Below are 20,890 nucleotides of genomic sequence, written 5' to 3' on the forward strand. Positions count from 1 at the left end.
CGCCTGATCCGGGCGGGCCGCCGGGGAAGCACCCATGTTCAAAGTCCTCATCTCCCGGCTGGGTCAGGCAGCCCTCGTGATGCTCGTCGTGTCGGCGGTGTCGTTCGTGATGTTCCGCTATGTGGGCGATCCCGTTGCGACCATGTCGCGCGAGAACGCCTCCGTGGAGGAGAAGGCGGAGCTCCGGCGCTCCCTCGGCCTCGATCAACCGCTGGTCGTCCAGAACGGCCGCTTTCTCGGCCGAACCCTGAGCGGCGACCTGGGCATCAGCTACCGCAATCAACGTCCGGTCACCCAGCTCATTGCCGAGAGGCTTCCCGCGACGCTGGAGCTGGTGCTGGTCGCGACGGTCCTGTCGCTTGCCCTCGGCATCCCGCTCGGGGTGCTCTGTGCCCTCAGGCCGAACGGCGTTGCCGCGCGGCTCGTGCAGGCCCTTTCGCTCATCGGGATCTCGACGCCGACCTTCGTGACCGGCATCGTGCTCATTCTGGTCTTCGCCGTGTCTCTGGGCTGGCTGCCCTCCTTCGGACGGGGCCAGGTGGTCGATCTCGGCTGGTGGTCGACAGGCTTTCTCACGGCAAGCGGCCTCAAGTCTCTTCTGCTCCCCGGTATCACGCTTGCTCTGTATCAGCTCACTCTCATCATGCGGCTGGTGCGGGCCGAGATGATCGACGTGCTGTCCAGCGACTACATCCGCTTCGCGAAAGCCCGGGGATTGCCTACACGATACATTCACTTCCGGCTCGCCCTCCGGAACGCCCTCATGCCCGTCATCACGGTGACGGGCCTGCAGATAGGCTCGCTCATCGCCTTCGCCATCGTGACCGAGACGGTCTTCCAATGGCCGGGGATGGGCCTCCTGTTCATCCAGGCTGTGAGTTTCGTCGATATCCCGGTCATGGCCGCCTACCTGCTGTTCGTCGGCCTGCTCTTCGTCCTCATCAACGCCGTCGTCGATATCCTCTACGCGGTGGTCGATCCCCGCCTGCGCGCGAGGTCCGCATGAAAACGCTCGCTTCCACTCCCGGCCTGTTCCTTCGATTGGGCGCTCCGATCTCGGTCATCGTCGCTGCAATCCTCGCCCTGCTCATTATCGCGTGCGCGCTGCTGGCATCCTGGATCGCCCCTTACGATCCCACCGATCTGGCTTCCTTCGAGCTGATCAATGCCGAACTGCCTCCCGCCTTCGTGACCGACGGGGATCCGCGCTTCCTCCTCGGCACCGACAATCAGGGGCGCGACCTCCTCTCCGCCATGCTCTACGGTGCGCGCGTGTCCATCGCCATCGGCGGCGGCGCGGTCCTGCTGGCGGCCACGCTCGGGGTCACGCTGGGCCTTCTCGCCGGCTATTACGGCGGCAAGGTCGATGCCCTGATCATGCGGATCGGCGACGTGATCCTGAGCTTTCCCACGATCCTGCTGGCCCTTCTCGTCAGCGGCATCGCGCGGGCGATCTTCCCGGGCGCGGCGACAGCCGAATGGGCGCCCCTCATCCTGATCTGCGCCATCGCCATTCATGAATGGGTGCAATATGCCCGGACCGTCCGGGCCGCCACCATGGTGGAGACGGCGAAGGACTACGTGCGCGCCGCAAAGGTCATTGGCCTGCCGCCGCGGCGGATCATGCTGCGGCATATCCTGCCGAACGTGATGAGCTCGGTCCTCGTCATCTCCACGATCAATCTCGCGGCCGCCGTGCTCACCGAGGCGACCCTTTCGTTCCTCGGTGTCGGCATGCCTCCCACCTATCCGTCGCTCGGCACCCTCATCCGGATCGGCAACGAGTTCGTGTTCTCGGGCATCTGGTGGATCGCCATGTTCCCGGCGCTTGCCCTCGTGATCCTGGTTCTTGCCGTCAACATCGTCGGCGACTGGCTCCGCGACCGCTTCAATCCCAAGTTGAGGGTCAAACGATGACCGCGCCATCCACTCCCGTGCTCGCCATCGACAGCCTGCGGGTCGAGTATCCTCTCGCCAGCGGAGAGGTCTTCACGGCCGTCGAGAATGCGTCCCTCATCATCCGCCCCGGCGAAATCCACGCCCTGGTTGGCGAATCCGGCGCCGGCAAGACGACCATCGGCAACACCGTGATGGGGCTTCTCGAGAAGCCCGGACGCATCGCGGCCGGCACCATTCACATCGACGGCAGGAAGTTCGACGCGGCCAAGGGATCGGCCGCCGGCATCGTTCTCGGCCGCGATGTCGGGGCCGTGTTTCAGGACCCGATGACGAGCCTGAATCCGCTCTTCACGATCGAGAGCCAGCTCACGGAGGCGATGCGCTTCCATCTCAGGCTCGGCAAGGCGGCTGCCCGGGTTCGCGCGCTCGAACTGCTGGAATCGGTCGGGATCCCGGAGCCGCGGCGGCGCCTCAAGGCCTACCCGCACCAACTGTCCGGCGGCCAGCGCCAGCGTGTCGTAATCGCCGCCGCCCTGTCCTGCAATCCCAAGCTCGTGGTCGCGGACGAGCCGACGACAGCCCTGGACGTGTCGGTCCAGGCTCAGATCCTCAAGCTTCTGCGCGATCTGGCGGACAGTCGCGGCATCGGCATTCTGCTGGTCACGCACAACATGGGCGTCGTCGCTCAGATTGCCGATCGCGTCACGATCATGCATCGGGGCAAGGTCGTCGAGACCGGCACGACCGAGGAGGTTCTGCGCCGGCCGAAGGCGGCCTATGCCAAGGCCCTGATCGGCGCCGTCCCGCGCATCGATCAGCGTCTCGACCGGTTCCCGGTTCTCGGCGACGAGGGCAAGGGCCGCGCCGAGGAGGCTCGTGCGGAATTGCGCGCGAGGGCCCAAGGCCCGGAAGCCGGTGCCGATTCATCGCCCATCCTGTCCGTCGAGAACCTGTGCGTCGACTATGTCACGGGCGGCTGGATCCCGGGTTCGCGCGGGCGGCAGTTTCGCGCGGTGGACGACGTGTCCTTCTCGGTCCGCAGCGGCGAAGTGTTCGGCCTCGTGGGAGAATCGGGCTGCGGCAAGACCACGATCGCCAATGTCGTGGCGGGGCTCGTGCGTCCCTCGGAAGGCCGCGTGCTCTACCGGGGCCAGAGCATCGCGGGCGACGGCGCGACCCGGCGGATCGGACCTTTGCGGCAGGCGATCCAGATGATCTTCCAGGACCCCTACTCGTCGCTCAACAGTCGCATGCGCATCGGATCGATTCTGTCCGAGCCGATCCTGTTCTACCGGCTCGCCAACACCCGCGCGGAGGCCGAGAGCGATGTCGCACGGCTCATCGAAGCCGTCGGCCTCGAGGCGGAGGCCGCGCAGCGCTTCCCGCATGCCTTCTCCGGCGGCCAGAGGCAGCGCCTCTCCATCGCCCGAGCCCTGGGCGCCCGTCCGAAGCTCATCGTCTGCGACGAGCCCACATCGTCCCTCGACGTTTCGGTCCAGGCGCAGATCCTCAACCTGTTGAAGGACCTGCGCGACGCCACCGGCCTCACCCTGTTGCTCATCAGCCACGATCTCGCCGTGGTGCGCCAGATGTGCGACCGCGTCGCCGTGATGCGCCAGGGAAACCTGCTGGAACAGGCAGACTCGGAATCTCTCTTCGACCGGCCGCAGCATCCCTACACGCAGGAATTGCTGTCGCTCGTCCCCACCCTCGACCGCATCCGCGGCGAACCCAAAGCCGCCTGACCGACCGGAGCATATGGCATGGCCGACATCATCATCACCAACGGCATCGTCGTCACGATGGACCCGGAGCGCCGGGTCATCGAGAACGGCGCGGTCGCCATCGAGAAGGACCGCATCGTCGCCGTCGGGACGACCGATGAGATCCTCACGGATCATCAGGCCGCCACGGTGATCGACGCCAGCCGCAAGATCGTCATGCCCGGGCTGATCGACGGGCACGCCCATGCGGGCCACGGCCTCATCAAGACGATGGGCGGCGGCAATGGGGACGAATGGTACGAGGCTTGCCATCAGGCCTATACCGTTGCGTCGACGCCGGAATTCTGGCGGGCCGAAGCCCGGTTGGCGGCGCTCGAGCGCCTGCGGTTCGGCGTGACGACGGGCGTCTCCCTACTGGGCGGCGGCGACACGATTCTGCGCACCGACGAGCCGGTTTACGGGGACGCCCATTGCGAGGGCGTGCGCGAGGTCGGGACCCGATCCGTCGTCGCGGTCGGGCCGACGCGACCGCCGCATCCGCGCACCTATGCCCGCTTCGTCGACGGCAGGGCCGTCGAGCGTCCCGTGACGTTCGAAGAGCAGTTCGAGACCTGCCGGACCCTGATCGAATCCTGGCACGGCACGCATGGCGGTCGCCTCAACATTGCGCTGATCACTCCCACCCTGCGCGCCGAGCACGTGGATGAACTCGGGCGAGACAACCTGAACGAGGCCATGCGTCAGGCCCGCCTGACGGCCGATCTCGCCCGCGAGGCCGGGCTCGTCTTCACCCAGGACGGCCACACGAAGGGCAGCGTCGCTTATGCGAAGGAGCTCGGCATCCTCGGGCCGAACGCCCTCCTGTCCCATTCCACCAACCTCACCGACGACGAAATCAGGATCGTGGCGGACACGGGCACGAGCATCGCCCACAACCCGAGCGCCATTGCGTCGATCCTCGGCCGCTGCCCCGTTCCGGAACTGCTGGAGGCCGGAGCCAACGTGTGCCTCGGATCGGACGCCACCGCGCCCGATCGCTCCGGCGACATGTTCCGGCACATGCAGCAATGCATGCACTACCACCGGACCCACTTCAAGGATCCCACTTGGCTGCCACCGGGTCGGGTTCTCGAGATGTGCACCATCGACGGCGCCAAGGCGCTCGGCATGGACAAGGATATCGGATCGCTCGAAGTCGGCAAGAAGGCCGACGTGGTGCTGCTCGATCTGCGGCGTCCCCACCTTTACCCGCTCAACATGCCGATCTTCCGGCTCATCTACTTCGCCAATGGCAACGATGTGGACACCGTCATCGTGGACGGCCGCATCGCGCTGCAGAACCGCAAGGCGACCTTCGTGGACGAGGACGAGATCCTCGACGACGCGCAACGCGAAACCGAGGCGATGCTCGACCGGACCGGCTTCCGGTCCATGCTGGAAACGCCGACAACGTTCTGGCGGCACGTGAGGGCCACGGACCAGATCGGAACCTGACGGGCTGAGTTCGCAAGGATGGTCGAACCGACAAGGCCGGTCATGATCCCGTGACTGGAAGGATGTGTCATGCTCAAGCGCAATGATCTGAAGTCCGACGGAATAGCGGCTCCGCACTCCACTGCGCGGGTTCGTCATGTCCCCGTGGCTTTCACGATCGCGTGCATCGTTCTGGCCGCGATAAACCTTCGCCCCGCCCTCACGTCCATCGCCACCATGGCGGCCGAAATTCAGAACGGGCTCGGCCTGAGCAGCGTCTGGATCGGCGTTCTGACGACCTTGCCGGTGCTCTGCTTCGGGATCTTCGGGCCGTTCGCACCGCTCCTGTCCGCAAAACTCGGGCTCGAGCGCGCGATCGCGCTGCTCCTCACAGGCCTGGCCGCCGGGCTTGCATTGCGCATGCTGCCTCTGAGTTCGGCCTTGTTCGCCGGAACGCTAGTGGCCGGGGCAGCGATCGGCATGGCAGGCGTACTCCTGCCCGTCGTGATCCGCCGTCGCTTTCCCGGCCGCCTCGGGCTGATGACAGGTCTCTATACCATGGTCCTGAGCATCGGGGGGGCCAGCGCCGCGGGGCTGACGCCGATCCTCGAAAGGACTTGGCAGTCCTGGACGTTGGCGCTCGCAAGCTGGAGCGCGCCGGCTCTCGTCGCCGGATTGCTGTGGGTCGTCCTTGCCTCTTCCGGAGCCGCCACGACGGGGACTGGCTCGCTGCCGCGCTTTTCGCTTCTGCTGCGAGACCGGCTCGCCTGGTACGTGACGGCCTTCATGGGGCTCCAGGCCGGACTGGCCTTCATCGTTCTCGGATGGCTGCCGACCCTGCTGCGCGACCGCGGCCTCGACGTCCTGGATGCCGGCGCCGCGACCTCCGTGTCGATCCTGGCGCAGACGGCGACGGCCCTTCTGGTTCCTTCACTCGCAGCAGAGCGTGTATCCCCGCGATTGATGATCGTGCTCGTTCTTGCGGCGACCTGCCTGGGCTTTCTCGGACTGATCTATGCTCCTCTCGAGAGCAGACTTCTTTGGGCACTGCTTCTCGGTCTGGGTCAGGGAGGATTGTTTGGCATGGCGCTTCTGTTCGTCACCATCAGGGCGCCGACAGCCGAGGTGACAGCCATGCTGTCGGGCATGTCGCAGAGCATCGGCTATCTCGGTGCATCGCTCTGCCCCTTCGCCGTAGGTCTCTTGCGGGGTGGACACGACCCGTTCGCCGGACCTGCGATCATCGTACTGATCGTGACGGCAGCCTGCACCTGGTGCGGCCTCCAAGCCGCCGTTCCGGCGCATGTTCTGCCTCAGCTGAAGGCCGGTTGAACTTGGTGCTCAGGCTGTTGCGGTGCAAAACCTTCGTCGGGGGCGACTTGCGAAATGCGCCGGAGGCCTGCGGGGTGCTCCGCAGCGTCTTTTTTGGATCTCGCGTCCGCCGTCAACTTATCCTTGCTGATGCCGAATTCGTCAGCGTAGATTGCGAGTCGCAAGAACAGAAAAGCAAGCGATCATCCGGGCACCCTCGGGGGGAAATCTATTGACCGAATACGATCTGGTCATCAAAGGCGGGCGTGTCGCGTCGACGGAAGGCGTCGCTGCGATGGATGTGGCGATCCAGGATGGATTGATCGTTGCCCTCGGGCGTGAGCTTCAAGGCCGGTCGACCATCGATGCCGCCGGCAAGCTGCTCCTTCCCGGCGGCGTGGATGCCCATTGCCATATCGAGCAGCTTTCGGGCGGCGGGTTGATGAACGCCGACACGTTCGAGTCGGCCACACGATCGGCGGCATTCGGCGGCACGACCACCGTCATATCCTTCGCGGCGCAACATCGGGGCGACAGGCTGGGTGACGTCGTGGAGAACTACACGCGTCTGGCCGCGGCCGGGGCGGTGATAGATTACGCCTTCCATCTGTGGATTTCCGATCCGACCCCCGAAACTCTGGAGCAGGACCTGCCCCGGCTGATCGAGGCCGGACACCGGTCGATCAAGATCTTCATGACCTATGATCGGGTCCGCCTTCTCGACGAACAGATTCTCGACGTCATGATGGTGGCCCGCAAGTATGGGGCCATGATCTGCGCCCACGCCGAAAATCACGGCATGATCAAGTGGATGGCCGACAGGCTGGTAGCCCGCGGATACGTGGCGCCGAAATACCATGGCGTCAGTCATCCGCGGGTCTGCGAGATCGAGGCTTTCGAGCGCCTCATTCGCTTTTCCCAGCTTCTCGACCAGCCCATCATGCTGTTCCATGTGTCGACGGCCGAGGGTGCCGCGGTCATCCGGCGCGCGCGCGGCGAGGGCATCAAGGTCTTCGCCGAGACCTGCCCGCAATATCTGTTCCTCACGGCTCAAGACCTCGACCGGCCCGGACTGGAAGGCGCCAAGTGGATGTGTTCCCCGCCTCCCCGCGCCACATCGGATCAGGAGGCCTTGTGGCGCGGGCTTGAACTCGGCGACCTCCAGGTGGTTTCCTCCGATCACGCTCCGTACAGGTTCGATGAAAGCGGCAAGCTCGCCGCCGGCGCCAATCCCGACTTCAAGCAGATCGCGAACGGGCTGCCCGGGCTGGAGACCCGCCTGCCGCTGCTCTTCGACGCCATGGTGAGCCAGGGACGTTCGAGCCTCGAGAAATTCGTGGAGCTGACCGCGACAGCTCCGGCGAAGATCTACGGGCTTCATCCTCGCAAGGGGGCCATCGCGGTCGGCGCCGATGCGGATGTCGTTGTCTGGGATGCGGACCGGGAGGTCGTTCTCACCGACGACGGACTGCACGACAATGTCGGCTACAACCCCTTTGCGGGTCGAAGGCTGAAGGGCTGGCCGGAGACCGTTCTGCGCCGTGGCGACACGATCCTCGCCGACGGCACGCTCAAGGCTGCTCCCGGATCGGGTCGGCTGCAGCTGCGCGGCTGCGCGGCCTCCATGCGGCCGACGGGGCGGCTGAGCCCCGAGTTCGATCCGGGCAGCAATTTCGGCGCGCAACTGCTGTGATCGTCCTTTCGAAAGCCTGTCGGCACGCTGGCCGCTGCCCCTCAACCCGCTTGCATGGATCCGATCAATCATGACAGACACAATCAAGGTTGTTCGACAGGCCGCCTGGGTCGTCGCCTGGGACGAGGAGGCCTCGTGCCATGTCTATCGACAAGACGCCGACGTCGCCTTCTCGAGGTCCGGCATCGTGTATATCGGCCCGGCATACTCGGGTCCTGCCGACGAGGAGATCGCCGGTGAGAGCCTGATGGTGATGCCGGGCCTCGTCAACGTTCATTGCCATTCCGGTGACGAGCCGATTGCCAAGGGCCTGTTCGAGGATGTCGGAACCGCCGCTCTGTGGGGCAATGCCCTCTATGAGTACTCGGCTCTGATCGATTCGGACGCGGATGCCAAGGCCGCCTGCCAGACGGTGATGCTGGGCGACCTGATGCGCAGCGGCGTGACCACCCATCTCGACATCGCATCGCCGCATCCGAAATGGCTCTCGCTTGCGGCGGGGAGCGGATTGCGGGCCTATCTCGCGCCCGGATTCCGGGAGGCACAATGGCGCATGGCCGGGAGCCATCGTCTCGACTTCGACTGGAACAAGGGCCGAGGTCGCGAGCGCTATGCCGACGCTCTGGCCTTCGTGGAGGAGGCCCGTGCACATCCCAGCGGCCGCATCGACGGCGTCGTCGCCCCGTCGCAGATCGAAACGTGTTCCGAAGAGCTGCTGCAGATGGCGGTTGGCGAGGCCCGCAGCCGCGGGCTGCGCATCACCATCCATGCGGCGCAGACCATGGCCGAGCACGAGGAATTGCTGCGGCGGACCGGTGAGACCGCACCGAAGATGCTTGAGCGCCTGGGCATTCTCGGCTCTGACCTGATCCTCGGCCATTGCATCTTTCTGGATCACCATTCCTGGACCCGGCAGCGCAGCCGAGACGACCTCGCGCGCTTGGCCGAGAGCGGCACGTCCGTCGCTCATTGCCCGGTCACCTTCGCGCGCAGCGGCATGACCCTGGAAAGCCTGGGGACCTATCGTCGTGCGGGCGTCAATGTCGGGCTCGGCACCGACAGCTATCCCTTCAACATGCTGGAGGAAATGCGCGAGGCGCTGATCTGCTCACGCGTCGCCGGCCGCAGCGTCTTCGATCTCGACACCGGAGGCCTGTTTTCGGCCGCCACGACCGGCGGCGCACGCGCTCTCGGCCGGGACGACATCGGACGTCTTGCCACCGGGGCCAAGGCGGATTTGTCCCTGGTGGATCTGAGCCATCCGGCCATGCAGCCGGTCTACGATCCGCTGCGCAATCTGATTCATTGCGCGGCGGAGCGCGCCATCCGCGACGTCTATGTGGACGGCCAAGCCGTGGTGAAGGACAGACGCATCGTCCATCTCGACTATGACGGCGCGGTGCGGGAACTGCGTGATGCGCAGAAGCGCGCCTGCCGGCAGGCCGAACGGGACGATCCGCAAGGTCGCTCCCTGTCGGTTCTTGCGCCCTACTCCCTGCCGCTCGCTCGCTGAGGATGAGGTCACCATGGGATCGCCCGTCTATGTGATCAACCCGAACTCGTCGCAGACCGTCATGGCGGCGATCGACAGAGCCGTGGCTCCTCTGCGCAGCGCCGATGGACCGGACATCGTGTGCCTGTCCCTGGCCGAAGGACCGCCCGGAATCCAGTCGCAACGCGACGTGGACGGCGTCATCATGCCCATGCTGCGCAAGGCCGCCGAGCTGGAGGAGGACGCGGGCGCGTTCGTCATCGCGTGCTTCTCGGACCCGGGTCTCCATGCCCTCCGCGAACAGAGCGGGCGCCGCGTCTTCGGAATTGCGGAATGCGGCGTGCTGACGGCGCTCACCCTCGGACAGCGGTTCGGCGTTATCGCGATCCTGCCCACATCCATCCCGCGGCACCTTCGCTATTTCGGCGCGATGGGCGTCCTAGACCGCTTCGCCGCCGACCTGCCGATCGGGCTCGGCGTTGCGGATCTGTCCGAGGAGGATCGGACGCTGGGGCGCATGATCGACGTCGGAAACACTCTGAAAACCACCCACGGCGCCGACGTTCTCGTGATGGGGTGCGCCGGCATGGCCCGTTATCGCAGGGCCCTGGAACAGCCTGTCGGGATTCCGATCGTCGAACCGACCCAGGCCGCCGTCGCCATGGCAGTCGGTCACGTGCGTCTGTCGGACGCCGTCACGGCGTAAATCTATTCATACCTCCGGTTCAGCCCCCTCTCTGCCTTCATGGAGCCTGCAATGACCAGCGCCACCAAGACGACCCTCTTCCGGAATTGCGATTGGATCGTCGCCTGGGAGGAGGCTGCCCGATCCCATGTCTACCTCAGGAACGCGGATTTCGCGATCCGAGGCAACAACATCGTTCATGTCGGACAGGATTATGCCGGTCCGGTCGACGCCGAGATCGACGCCCGCAAAATGATGATCATTCCCGGATTCGTGGATGTCCACAGCCATCCCGGACACGAGCCCGGCTGGAAGGGCATGCTCGAGGAACTGGGCAGCCCGCGTCTGGGTCAGAGCTCGCTCTACGAGTTCATGCCGGTCTTTCAGATCGGCCCGGAATACACGCGCCCGGCGCTGCGTGTCGCGACATCGGAATTGCTGAAGAGCGGCGTCACGACCATCTGCGACCTCGGTCGCCCGCGGGCGTCCTGGGCCGACGAATATGCCGAGACCGGCATTCGGGCCGTGCTCTGGGGCATGTTCCGGTCTGGCCCCTGGAAGACCACCAATGGCCACTCGGTCGACTATGATCTCGATCCGGCGACGGGCGACCGGCTCCTGCGCGAGGCGATCGAGATTGCCGATGCCGCTTCGAAGCACTCGAGCGGGCGCATCACGGGCTTTATCGGCCCGGCCCAGATCGATACCTGCACCGAAGGACAGATCCGCGATGCGCTCGATGCGGCGCGGGAGCGCGGTCAGCCGATCCAGATCCACGCCGCCCAGAGCGTCGTCGAGTTCCAGGAGATCATGCGGCGCTATGGCTGCACCCCCATCGAATGGCTGGACAGGATCGGCGCGCTTGGCCCTGACACGATCATCGGCCACTGCATCTTCCTGAACGATCATCCTTGGCTGCACTGGCCGCACGCCAACGACTTCGAGCGCCTGCGCGACAGCGGCGCCCAGGTGGCGCATTGCCCTGTGGTTTTCGCCCGGCGCGGCATCGCCCTGAACACCCTGACGCGCTACGTGAAGGCCGGCATCCGATGCGGGATCGGCACCGACAGCTTCCCGCACAACATGCTCGATGAACTCCGCATGGCCTGTTATGCGGGCCGCATCGTGGGGGGAAGCTTCACGGCGGCGACGACCCACGACGCGTTCATGGCGGCCACGGCCGTCGGCGCCGACATGATCCGCCGCCCCGATCTGGGCCGCCTGGCGCCCGGCTGCAAGGCCGACTTCTCCGTCGTTGACATGGCCAATCCCTACATGCAGCCCGACTACGAGCCGGTTCGCAGCCTCGTCTATTCGGCCAATGACAGGGCCATCAAGGACGTCTATGTGGACGGCCGCCAAGTCGTTCGGGATGGCGAGGTTCTCGACTTCGACACCGATGAGGATCTCGAAATGCTGCGCCGGGGTCAGGCGGAAGCGATTGCGGCTGCGCCCCAGCGTGACTGGGCCGGACGCGGTCTGGAAGAACTGAGCCCCCGGGTCTTTCCTGTTCGCGGCTGATCAACCTTGAGCGACGCTCGCAGTATGAAAAGAGGCCCTGGAGATCTCTGGGGCCTTTCGCGTTTCGTCCGATGCGCTGAAATCAGCGGGTGGTCTCGCCATGGCGGTCGAACACGACCTCGCCGCCGCGGATCGTGAGATCGCACCGGGTATCATGGAGGATATCCTCAGGGGATGCCGTCAGCATGTCGCGTGAGAAGACCGCGATATCCGCCGCAAAGCCTGGGACGAGGCGTCCCCATTCATGCTCCGCCTTGTTCACGTAGGCTCCGAATTCCGTGAAGGCCATGATGGCCTGCTCGATCGACACCGTTTCCCGCTCGTCCATGACGGTTCCGTGCGATGTCTTTCGGGTCAGCATGGAGAAGAAGTTCGGGAACGGATTGATGTCGCAGACCGGAGCGTCACTGCCGGCCGCAGGCTTGAAGCCAAGGTCGATCCACGTCCGGAGGGGATAGGACGGTTTCGCGCGCTTTTCGCCGACCACTGAAACATACAGGTCGCCGAAATCATAGATGAACACCGGCTGCGGCACCGGCTGAACGCCGAGGCGCTTCATGCGGTCGTTCTGATCCGCTCTGGCATAGCCCGCATGCTCGATTCGATGGCGACGATCGGGATCCGGCATCGCCTCGAGGGCAAGCTCGAACGCGTTGAGGGTCTGCTCAATGGCGGCGTCGCCGATCGCGTGGACCGCAAGCTGATAGCCCTTGGCATGGCAATCGTGCACGAGATCGTTCATCTCGTTGTCGTGCAGAAGCATGAGACCGGTGGTTCGCGGCTCTCCGACATAAGGCTCGCTCATCGCGGCCGTCCGGCCGCCAGCGCTGCCGTCGGTGAAAATCTTGACCGGTCCGACCCGCAGCATGGAATCCCCCACGCCGGTCACCACGCCATCCGCATAGGCCTGCTCCACGATCCCGCCCGGCCCTCCAAGCAGGCATTGGGTCGTCCGCACCGGCAGACGACCGAGGCGCTGGGCCGTGCGATAGGCGGCCACCTCGCGGTAGCCCGCCCTCATCCCCACGCCTGCATCCATGACGCTGGTGATGCCGTAGGACAGGCAGGCCCGGCCGGCATCGTCGATGGCTTGAACGAGCTCCTGATCGGTCGGCTCCGGCAGCACAGCCTTGAGGCGATCACGACCGGTCTCGGCCAGCAGGCCTGTCAGCCGACCGTCGCGCTGCTCGATGGCGCCGCCCTGCGGAACGGGCGTCGTCTCGTCGATGCCGGCCAGTTCGAGCGCCTTCGAATTGCAGATCGTCACATGGCCGCATGCCCTGACGATCGCAACAGGATGTTCGGGCGCCACCTCATCGAGTTCCTCCCGGAGCGGATGACGTCCGACGTCGAGCTCGAACTGATCATATCCGCGCCCCTGAATCCAGTGGCCCGGCGGCGTCACGGAGGCGCGCTGCCGCACCTTTTCGAGCAGGGAAGCAAGGGTCGGGGCGGAAGAGGCACGCACATCCACATGTCCCATGATCACCCCATAGGGGAGAAGATGCATGTGTGAGTCGCACAGACCGGGCGTTGCAAGGCGTCCGCGAAGGTCGATCACCCGGGTCGCCGGCCCGATGAGAGGCTCCATGTCGGCGGAGGTTCCCGCCGCCAAGACCTGCCCGGCCCAGAGGGCGATGGCTTCGGTCACCTGTTCTGAAAAACCAAGAAAGACGCGGCCGTTCGTGAGGACGATGTCGGCTTTGGGAAGGATCGGCATGGACCACTCGCGCAGCAAGGGCGGGTGCAGCAGTCGCTGCGGTTGAACGCGGGCGAGTTTGCATACCTTTTAGTCAATCAGCAAGGTCTCAAACGCCTCACGCTAGGAAAATCAGTCCTTGAAACCATTGTTGTTTCGGGTCTAGCTTTACGCTTCAGCGACCAGATAAGGCGCAGAGAAGAGGGAGTGCTATGATACAGCCAAAATCCATGGTTCGTTGGCTCGCAATGAGCCTCATCGCCAGCGTCGCCGCTGTTTCGGCAGCGCCGGCATCCGCTCAGTCGACACTCGACACGGTCAAGAAGCGCGGCAAGATTCTGTGCGGCGTGTCGCCGGTCGCCCCGGGCTTTTCCTATGCCGACGACAAGGGCGTTCGGCGCGGTTTCGACGTCGACATCTGCCGCGCCGTATCGGCCGCCGTCTTCGCTGATCCCGACAAGGTCGAGTACGTTCCGCTGAACACCAATGTCCGCTTCCAGGCCGTTCAGTCCGGAGAGGTGGACATCCTGTCCCGCCAGAACACCTGGAGCTTCACGCGCGACGCATCCCTCGGGCTCGATTTCGGCCCTGTCGTGTTCTACGATGGTCAGGGCTTGATGGCTCCCTCCAAGCTCAACGTGAAGAGCGCCAGCGAACTCGCCGATGCCGCCATCTGCCTCCTGCCCGGCACCACGACGCTCCAGAACCTGGAAGACTTCTTCCGTCCCAAGAACATCAAGTACGAGTCCGTGGTGTTCGAGAACTCGGATGAATGGCGAAATGCGTTCTTCAACGGACGCTGCGACGCCATCACCACCGATCGCTCGGACCTTGCCTCCGTCCGCGCCATCGCCAATGATCCGTCGCAATACGTGGTTCTGCCCGAGACCATCTCGAAGGAGCCGCTTGCGCCGACGATCCGTCAGAACGACCCGAACTGGCGCGATATTCTGAACTGGTCCGTCTATACGCTCATCGGGGCGGAGGAGAAGGGCGTCACGCAGGCAAATGTGGACGAGTTCCTCAAGAGCGAGGACCCGGAAGTCCAGCGCATGCTCGGCGTGAACGGCGATTTCGGCAAGATGCTCGGCCTCGACAACAAGTGGGGCTACAACATCATCAAGTCCGTCGGGAACTACGGAGAAGTCTTCGATCGCAATCTCGGGCCGAAGACCCGGCTGGGCCTGACGCGCGGTCCGAACGAACTCTGGACCAAGGGCGGCCTGCTTTACGCGCCGCCGTTCCGGTAACCTGAGATCGGCGGGCGGCCTCGCGGTCGCCCGCTCGCCTTCGGTTCTGTCCGGAAAGGATCATCATGCGCGCCGATGCGATGAGTGGGACGAGACTTCTCTACAATCTGCGGTTCCGTGCCATTCTCTATCAGGTGATCGCCGTCGCGGGCATCGTCCTTCTGGGATTGTATCTGTTCTCGAACGTGTCGCAGAAGCTCGCGGAGCAGAACATTGCGACGGGCTTCGGCTATCTCAGCCGTGAAGCAGGCTTCGTGATCAGCCAGACCCTGATCGACTACAAGCCCACGGACACCTATGGACGTGCGATCCTGGCCGGAATCGTCAATACGGTCTGGGTCTCGGCCTGGAGCGTCGTTCTCGCGACGATCCTCGGGCTTGTCGTGGGCATCGCCCGCCTCTCCCGCAATCCGCTGCTGGCCTTCTTGGCTTTCCTCTATGTCGAGGCGCTTCGCAACGTGCCTCTGCTTCTCTATCTCTTCCTCTGGTATGCCTTGATCGTCACGAGCCTGCCGTCCGTCCGGGAAGCATGGGAGATTCTGCCGCACGTCTTTCTCAGCAACAGCGGCCTGACCGTGCCGTCCCTCGTGTGGACCAGCGCGCACACGACCGTTCTTCTGGCGCTCGTCTTCGGCGGTATCCTGGGTGTCATCTTTCACCGCCGGGCGACCGCCGAGCGGATCAGAACCGGCAACGTACGAGCCCTGTGGCCCTGGATCGTCCTGGCGGTTCTGATCCCGCCGGTTCTCGCGCTTCTGCTCGTGCAACCCGACTTTGCGGTCGACCTTCCGGAAAAGGGACGCTTCCGTCTGACGGGCGGTGCCCAGCTCAGGCCGGAATTCACCGCCCTTCTCGTCGGCCTTGCTCTGTCCGCGTCAGCCGGCATCGCCGAGATCGTGCGGAGCGGCATTCTCTCCGTACGCAAGGGTCAATGGGAGGCTGCCCGTGCGCTGGGTCTGCGGGACGGATTGACCATGCGCCTCGTGGTCCTGCCTCAGGCACTGCGCGTCATCATCCCGCCCCTCACCAGCAGCTACCTGAGCTTGTTCAAGAACTCGTCGCTTGCGATCGCCATCGGCTATCCGGATCTCGTCATGGTATCGAACACGACCATGAACCAGACCGGCCAGGCGATCGAGGGTATCGCGATCTTCATGCTGGTCTATCTCGGCCTGTCGATCACGATTTCCGTGTTCATGAACTGGTACAACAGCCGCGTCGCGCTGAAGGAGCGTTGAGCTATGACGACCGCGACCGACATCGCCGAAGCCCAGGTCAAGATGCCGTTGCAGAGAGAGCCGGGCGTGGAGCGCCGGCTTCTGCATCGCACGCTCAAGCCTCTCTTCGGAACGCCCGTCAACGCCGTCATCACATTGGCCTGCCTGTGGATCCTGTGGCTCGGGGTGAAGGGAGCCTATGGCTGGCTCGTGACGCGGGCCGTGACCGAAGGTGGAGCCCAGGCCTGCAAGGTCGGGCATGGGGCCTGCTGGCCCTTCTACGAAGCGAAGCTTCGATTCATGATCTTCGGCGTCTATCCCTACGACGAACACTGGCGCGTGCTTCTCGCCATGGTGCTCTTCCTGGGTGCGATCGCGATCACCATGATCCCGCGCTTCTGGAACAGAAATCTCATCGCGCTTTGGGGCGTCACGATCGTGGCGACGGCGATCCTGATTGGCGGCGGCGTTCTCGGTCTGCCCTACGTGCCGACGACCCAATGGAGTGGCCTGCCTCTCTCGTTCCTGCTCTCTGCGGTCGGGCTTGCCTTGGGATTTCCGCTCGGGGTCGTCCTTGCGCTCGCCCGCTCATCGAAGCTTCCCGCCATTCGGGTGATCGCCATCGTGTTCATCGAGGTGATCCGGGGCGTGCCTCTCATCAGCATCCTGTTCATGGCGTCCGTGATGCTGCCGCTCTTCATGCCGAGCGGGATCACGGTCGACAAGCTGCTGCGGGCGCAGATCGCCATCATCATCTTCGCCGCTGCCTATATCGCCGAGGCGGTCCGCGGCGGCCTGCAGGCCATTCCGCGCGGGCAGCACGAGGCGGCGAGCGCCATGGGTCTGCATTACTGGCAGGCCATGCGTCTCGTCGTTCTGCCGCAGGCCCTGAAGATCGCCATTCCGCCGCTGGTCAACATCTCCATCGGGTTCTTCCAGGACACGACTCTCGTGACGATCATTGGCCTGCTCGACTTTCTGTCGACCGTCCGCACGGCGATGACGGATCCGAACTGGGTCGGCATCGCTGTTCTGGAGGGCTACGTCTTCGCAGCCGTCGTGTTCCTGGTGTTCTCCTACGGCATGGGCGCCTACAGCCGGTTCCTGGAACGGCGCATGCGTCTCGGCCACGACTAGCCTAGAGCACGGGTCCGATGCTCAATCCCTTCCTGAGCGGCGCATCGTGCGGAAAGCCGGGGCCGCACGATGCGCTAGCGACGGACACCGTTCAGGCCGCGCGGGCCGCCCGGCGTTCCTTCGCGAGATCCATGGCCTGATAGGTCCAGTACGTGAGCTGCGCGGCTGCCACTCCAAACGGACCTCCGTTCCACGCGAGACCGAAGGGCTCGTAGAGCCGGTAACGGTCGCTCGTGCCGAGAATGCCTTCCGCGATGACGCGCCCGCCGATAGCCGTCGTGTTCATGCCGCGACCTCCGAATCCGAACACGTGCCAGACTCCGGGCTGGAGCTTCCCGATCAAAGGCATCAGGTGGCGTGCATAGGCCATCAGGCCGGACCAAGCCGTCTCCACGCGAACGCCCTCGAGCTGCGGATAGGTGGAGACCATCGTTCTGCGCATCATGTCAGCCAGGCGGCGGGGCTCCGTCGTCTGCGTGGTAATCCGGCCACCCCAGAGAAGCCGGGTTCCCCCGTCCACCAAGCGGTAGTAATCGCCCGCACGACGGTTGTCGCTGATCGCCATGGGTGTCCGGACGGCCTGGGCAATCTTCTCAGGCGCGGCCTCGGTCAGGAGCACATAAGTGGCGATCGGCAGGATGCTCCGGCGCAGGCGCGGCACGAGATTGTCCGTATACCCGCCTCCCGCCAGAACGACGTCACCGGCCCTCACCTCTCCCCGCTCCGTCCTGACGATCTTCTCGGCTCCTTCGAGATCGCAGCCGACCACGCGTGATTCTTCGAAGATTCGTCCGTTCAGGTCCTGGATCGCCTTCGCCAGGGCGCGGGCGTAGTTGAGCGGGTGGAAGTGAAAGGAGGCAGGATCGTAGAGCGCCTGATAGTATTTCGACGACCGCAGGACGTCCCTGACGGCGTCGGTCGGCATCACCTCGAGGCGGTAATCGAATTCCCGCTTCATCATCTCGCACTGGCGCGCAAGGCCGTCGGGATCATGGTATCGGAGAACGCTCATCTTGCCATAGACGCGAGCATTGTCGGTCATGCCGAGAGTGTTGAGGTTGTCTTCGACGATACGCACGCCTTCGATCGACAGCCGATGCAGAGCCTTCGCCTGGTCGGCTCCCACCATGCGGGTGATGTTGGCAAGGCTCGTCGCATAGCCAGGACCGACGAAGCCGCCATTGCGGCCGGACGCTCCCCATCCGACACGCTCCGCCTCCAGAACCACCACCGAGCGCCCTGCCCGCGCGAGTTCGAGAGCGGCCGTGAGACCAGCCAATCCACCACCCACGATGACGACGTCGGCGCTCACGGCGCCCTCAAGCGAGGAGCAGCGCGCCGCATCCGTGAGCGTGCGGGCATAGTAGGTGTCGCCATAGCCGGTCATGAAGCGCTCCGATCCTCGTGGTATGCGCGAAGCCTAGCGCATCCTGCGGAAATGTGGATCCGCCTTTCGGCCACGACCGATTGAGTCCTTTGTGCCGAAAGCTGCGGCGAGCCAGTCACTGACTGAGCTGTTCTAACTCCCACCATCTCGGTTTGCCTCTGCAGACCTGACCGCGCGCAACGCGTCATCAAGGTTCCAGGGTCGGACGAGCCTTCTCGTCAATCCATTCCATGCTCGGCTCCCGCAACGCCATCGCGATCGACGAGAGGTGATGGCCGCGATTCACCGAACACGAACTGGCGTCTGGACGTCGGCTCGATTTGCGGCTCAGAAGCTCCTGGCTGCCTTCACGTGAAAGCCCGGATACTTCGCCTCCGAGTACCCGCTGGCGTAAACACCGCCTGACGCCACAGCGGCCGCGATGATGAGGCTCAGTCCAATCCCGAGCGCCCATCCCTGCCTTTGAGACTTCCACAGGGCGAGCACGGCCGGAGCCACGCACATGCAGAACAGGATGAGGCCGAACATGAAAAATGCGTGCAGGTTGGGAGAGTGATAGATCGGCCCAACGTCGAAATCTTGCTGCCGCGGTGGCTCTCCAAGGAAGAACTGAGCAAGAAACGTGAACACGGTGCCGCCCCCAAACGATGCCAGGGAGTGTCTCCCCCCTGTTGATCATCCCCACCACTGCATAAGCTACCGCGCTTTATTGTCTCGGTCCACGTGTCGGCAGACTAATCTGTTGGTCTCCCGAATGCTGCTGGCCGGCCCGCATTCGGGCGCGGCCGAGGGAACGGTGGACGAGCCCACGGACCAGGATGGGAACCTAACGGGCAACAGCAAAGGGCAGCACCTCAACAGGCCCGCGCTTCGAACATTCGAGACATTAGGAAAAGAGAAGTGGTGCCCAGGGGCGGAATCGAACCACCGACACTGCGATTTTCAGTCATGTAACCGGTGTCCGCTGACATCCAGGATCGTTCGCAGCATATAGCCTATCCTATTGCATTCATTAGGATGTTGGTTCATCTTCGTTCACCGACGCCCGCTGAAATCCGAGCTCTGTTGCGTCCCCGGCGCGTCCCCAACGTCGAACATGTGAGTTGAGGCCTACCATGCGCAAAGCCCTCACGAATGCTTTCGTTCGCTCGGTTGCTGCGCCTGTGACGGGCCGAACCGATATCACTGATGACCGGTGTGAGGGGCTGGCTCTGCGAATCACCGCGGCAGGGGTGAAAAGCTGGTGCTTCCGCTTCCGCGACCCGCGGACTGGAAAGGACGCTCGCTCCACCATCGGCCGCTATCCCGATCTGTCATTAGCTCAAGCACGAGCCCGAGCCTCTGATTTGCGCCGCGAGGTTGCCAGCGGCAGCAACCCGGTTGAGAAAAAATACCGGGAGCGCCAAGAGGCGCAGACCAAAACATTCGCGGCGCTCGCCGAACGCTACCTCCAGGAACACGCCTGCCGCTTCAAGCGATCCGCGGCAGCGGACGAGCGCAACCTGCGGCTTCACGTGCTGCCGAGATGGGCCGACAGGCGTTTCGACGAGATTCAACGCCGGGATGTGATTGCCCTTTGCGAGGGAATGGTCGCGGCTGGGACGGCCACGAATGCGAACCGGGTCCAGGCGCTTATCAGCTCGATTTTCAGTTTCGCGGTCGACGCCGATCTCGTTGGTGCCAATCCATGCTCCCGTCTTCGCAAGCGCGGGCTCGAGAACATTGGCCGCCGTGTCTTAACGGATGACGAAATTCACTTATTTTGGTATGGAATCGTTCAGAGACCGGTGTCCCGCCCAGTGGGCCTTGCACTACGAATTGCCTTGCTCACGGCGGCCCGTGTCAGCGAAATCGCCGAAGCCGAGCGCCGCGAATTTCAAAACCTTGATGATCCGGAGCGCGCCGCGTGGCAATTACCCGCTGAGCGCTCCAAGAATGGACGAGCCCATTTTGTGCCACTTTCGCGATTGGCCCGCGAGTCCGTTCTGGAGGCGCTCACATTGGCAGACGAGACAAGCCCTCATCTTTTCCCCTCGCCTTCTGTTGAAGGAGCGCCAATCACAGGGCACGCCTTAAGCGTCGGCATGGCACGGTTCGGCAGACGCCTTGAGGGCAACCATGAGCCTATACGCAGCTGGCAGGCTGAGCCCCCCTCTCCTCACGATCTTCGCCGGACAGTTGCCACTCGACTTGCTAGCCTCGGTGTACCCGCGGAAGACGTATCAGCAGTCCTTAATCATGCTAGGCGGAGTGTTACAGGTATCCACTATGATTTGTATGATCGCGCCGGGGAGAAGCGGCGCGCACTCAATTTATTGGGCGAGACCATAAGGCGTTTAATACAGGGCTCATCGGTTCGCCTTTGATCTCCATCTCTCCGGCTCCCGATCCGAGAGACAGGA

The 20,890-nt window shown here is 64.2% G+C and carries 16 protein-coding genes; 13 read left to right on the forward strand and 3 right to left on the reverse strand.

What is annotated here, in order from left to right:
- Positions 1-34: 34 nt before the first annotated feature.
- From KBI52_RS29000 to KBI52_RS29040, 9 genes are all read left to right on the forward strand, one after another.
- A complete protein-coding gene (locus KBI52_RS29000; RefSeq protein ID WP_210812507.1) occupies positions 35-1,006 on the forward strand; it encodes an ABC transporter permease in 972 nt (323 codons plus the stop codon).
- Complete coding sequence (locus KBI52_RS29005) at positions 1,003-1,917, forward strand: ABC transporter permease (RefSeq protein WP_173949258.1); 915 nt, start codon at positions 1,003-1,005, stop codon at positions 1,915-1,917. Before KBI52_RS29000 ends, KBI52_RS29005 begins: the two co-directional genes overlap by 4 nt.
- On the forward strand, positions 1,914-3,644 hold the full coding sequence (locus KBI52_RS29010) for an ABC transporter ATP-binding protein (protein ID WP_210812508.1): 1,731 nt from the start codon (positions 1,914-1,916) through the stop codon (positions 3,642-3,644). Before KBI52_RS29005 ends, KBI52_RS29010 begins: the two co-directional genes overlap by 4 nt.
- Before the next feature lie 18 nt (positions 3,645-3,662).
- A complete protein-coding gene (locus KBI52_RS29015; protein WP_210812509.1) occupies positions 3,663-5,117 on the forward strand; it encodes an amidohydrolase family protein in 1,455 nt (484 codons plus the stop codon).
- 69 nt (positions 5,118-5,186) lie between these two features.
- Entirely contained in the window at positions 5,187-6,428 is a 1,242-nt protein-coding gene (locus KBI52_RS29020) for an MFS transporter (RefSeq protein WP_210812510.1), read from the forward strand.
- Between the two features lie 211 nt (positions 6,429-6,639).
- Positions 6,640-8,100, forward strand: a complete 1,461-nt coding sequence (gene hydA, locus KBI52_RS29025) for a dihydropyrimidinase (protein ID WP_210812511.1) — start codon at positions 6,640-6,642, stop codon at positions 8,098-8,100.
- 70 nt (positions 8,101-8,170) lie between these two features.
- Complete coding sequence (locus tag KBI52_RS29030) at positions 8,171-9,613, forward strand: amidohydrolase family protein (protein ID WP_210812512.1); 1,443 nt, start codon at positions 8,171-8,173, stop codon at positions 9,611-9,613.
- 13 nt (positions 9,614-9,626) lie between these two features.
- A complete protein-coding gene (locus KBI52_RS29035) occupies positions 9,627-10,298 on the forward strand; it encodes an aspartate/glutamate racemase family protein (RefSeq protein ID WP_210812513.1) in 672 nt (223 codons plus the stop codon).
- A 51-nt stretch (positions 10,299-10,349) separates the two neighbouring features.
- On the forward strand, positions 10,350-11,798 hold the full coding sequence (locus KBI52_RS29040; protein WP_210812514.1) for an amidohydrolase family protein: 1,449 nt from the start codon (positions 10,350-10,352) through the stop codon (positions 11,796-11,798).
- An 82-nt stretch (positions 11,799-11,880) separates the two neighbouring features.
- Here the strand turns inward: KBI52_RS29040 and KBI52_RS29045 are convergent, their stop codons facing one another.
- The gene (locus tag KBI52_RS29045; RefSeq protein ID WP_210812515.1) at positions 11,881-13,518 is read right to left on the reverse strand and encodes an amidohydrolase; all 1,638 of its coding nucleotides are present in this window, start codon (positions 13,516-13,518) and stop codon (positions 11,881-11,883) included.
- 191 nt (positions 13,519-13,709) lie between these two features.
- On the opposite strand from KBI52_RS29045, the gene KBI52_RS29050 reads away from it, so the two are divergent.
- The 3 genes from KBI52_RS29050 (at position 13,710) to KBI52_RS29060 (ending at position 17,101) form a co-directional block, all read left to right on the forward strand.
- On the forward strand, positions 13,710-14,747 hold the full coding sequence (locus KBI52_RS29050; protein ID WP_173949249.1) for an amino acid ABC transporter substrate-binding protein: 1,038 nt from the start codon (positions 13,710-13,712) through the stop codon (positions 14,745-14,747).
- Between the two features lie 65 nt (positions 14,748-14,812).
- Positions 14,813-15,985 (forward strand): amino acid ABC transporter permease, encoded by a 1,173-nt coding sequence (locus KBI52_RS29055; protein WP_210812516.1) that lies wholly within the window; start codon positions 14,813-14,815, stop codon positions 15,983-15,985.
- Positions 15,986-15,988: 3 nt separating this feature from the next.
- The gene (locus tag KBI52_RS29060; RefSeq protein ID WP_173949247.1) at positions 15,989-17,101 is read left to right on the forward strand and encodes an amino acid ABC transporter permease; all 1,113 of its coding nucleotides are present in this window, start codon (positions 15,989-15,991) and stop codon (positions 17,099-17,101) included.
- 91 nt (positions 17,102-17,192) lie between these two features.
- On the opposite strand, the gene KBI52_RS29065 is transcribed toward KBI52_RS29060, so the two are convergent.
- Positions 17,193-18,488: an FAD-binding oxidoreductase gene (locus KBI52_RS29065; RefSeq protein WP_210812517.1), complete on the reverse strand. Its 1,296-nt coding sequence runs from the start codon at positions 18,486-18,488 to the stop codon at positions 17,193-17,195.
- 327 nt (positions 18,489-18,815) lie between these two features.
- Positions 18,816-19,118, reverse strand: coding sequence for a hypothetical protein (locus tag KBI52_RS29070; protein ID WP_173949245.1), 303 nt, complete (start codon positions 19,116-19,118; stop codon positions 18,816-18,818).
- A 485-nt stretch (positions 19,119-19,603) separates the two neighbouring features.
- On the opposite strand from KBI52_RS29070, the gene KBI52_RS29075 reads away from it, so the two are divergent.
- Positions 19,604-20,854, forward strand: a complete 1,251-nt coding sequence (locus KBI52_RS29075; protein WP_210812518.1) for a site-specific integrase — start codon at positions 19,604-19,606, stop codon at positions 20,852-20,854.
- Positions 20,855-20,890 lie beyond the last annotated feature (36 nt).

Source organism: Microvirga sp. HBU67558, assembly GCF_018069605.1.
Lineage (GTDB): Bacteria > Pseudomonadota > Alphaproteobacteria > Rhizobiales > Beijerinckiaceae > Microvirga > Microvirga terrae.

What these genes read in the sequence shown, in the direction of transcription:
- KBI52_RS29000 (WP_210812507.1), top strand. Translation starts at nt 35, where the DNA reads ATGTTCAAAGTCCTCATCTCCCGGCTGGGTCAGGCAGCCCTCGTGATG.
- KBI52_RS29005 (WP_173949258.1), top strand. Translation starts at nt 1,003, where the DNA reads ATGAAAACGCTCGCTTCCACTCCCGGCCTGTTCCTTCGATTGGGCGCT.
- KBI52_RS29010 (WP_210812508.1), top strand. Translation starts at nt 1,914, where the DNA reads ATGACCGCGCCATCCACTCCCGTGCTCGCCATCGACAGCCTGCGGGTC.
- KBI52_RS29015 (WP_210812509.1), top strand. Translation starts at nt 3,663, where the DNA reads ATGGCCGACATCATCATCACCAACGGCATCGTCGTCACGATGGACCCG.
- KBI52_RS29020 (WP_210812510.1), top strand. Translation starts at nt 5,187, where the DNA reads ATGCTCAAGCGCAATGATCTGAAGTCCGACGGAATAGCGGCTCCGCAC.
- KBI52_RS29030 (WP_210812512.1), top strand. Translation starts at nt 8,171, where the DNA reads ATGACAGACACAATCAAGGTTGTTCGACAGGCCGCCTGGGTCGTCGCC.
- KBI52_RS29035 (WP_210812513.1), top strand. Translation starts at nt 9,627, where the DNA reads ATGGGATCGCCCGTCTATGTGATCAACCCGAACTCGTCGCAGACCGTC.
- KBI52_RS29040 (WP_210812514.1), top strand. Translation starts at nt 10,350, where the DNA reads ATGACCAGCGCCACCAAGACGACCCTCTTCCGGAATTGCGATTGGATC.
- KBI52_RS29045 (WP_210812515.1), bottom strand. Translation starts at nt 13,518, where the DNA reads ATGCCGATCCTTCCCAAAGCCGACATCGTCCTCACGAACGGCCGCGTC.
- KBI52_RS29050 (WP_173949249.1), top strand. Translation starts at nt 13,710, where the DNA reads ATGATACAGCCAAAATCCATGGTTCGTTGGCTCGCAATGAGCCTCATC.
- KBI52_RS29055 (WP_210812516.1), top strand. Translation starts at nt 14,813, where the DNA reads ATGCGCGCCGATGCGATGAGTGGGACGAGACTTCTCTACAATCTGCGG.
- KBI52_RS29060 (WP_173949247.1), top strand. Translation starts at nt 15,989, where the DNA reads ATGACGACCGCGACCGACATCGCCGAAGCCCAGGTCAAGATGCCGTTG.
- KBI52_RS29065 (WP_210812517.1), bottom strand. Translation starts at nt 18,488, where the DNA reads ATGACCGGCTATGGCGACACCTACTATGCCCGCACGCTCACGGATGCG.
- KBI52_RS29075 (WP_210812518.1), top strand. Translation starts at nt 19,604, where the DNA reads ATGCGCAAAGCCCTCACGAATGCTTTCGTTCGCTCGGTTGCTGCGCCT.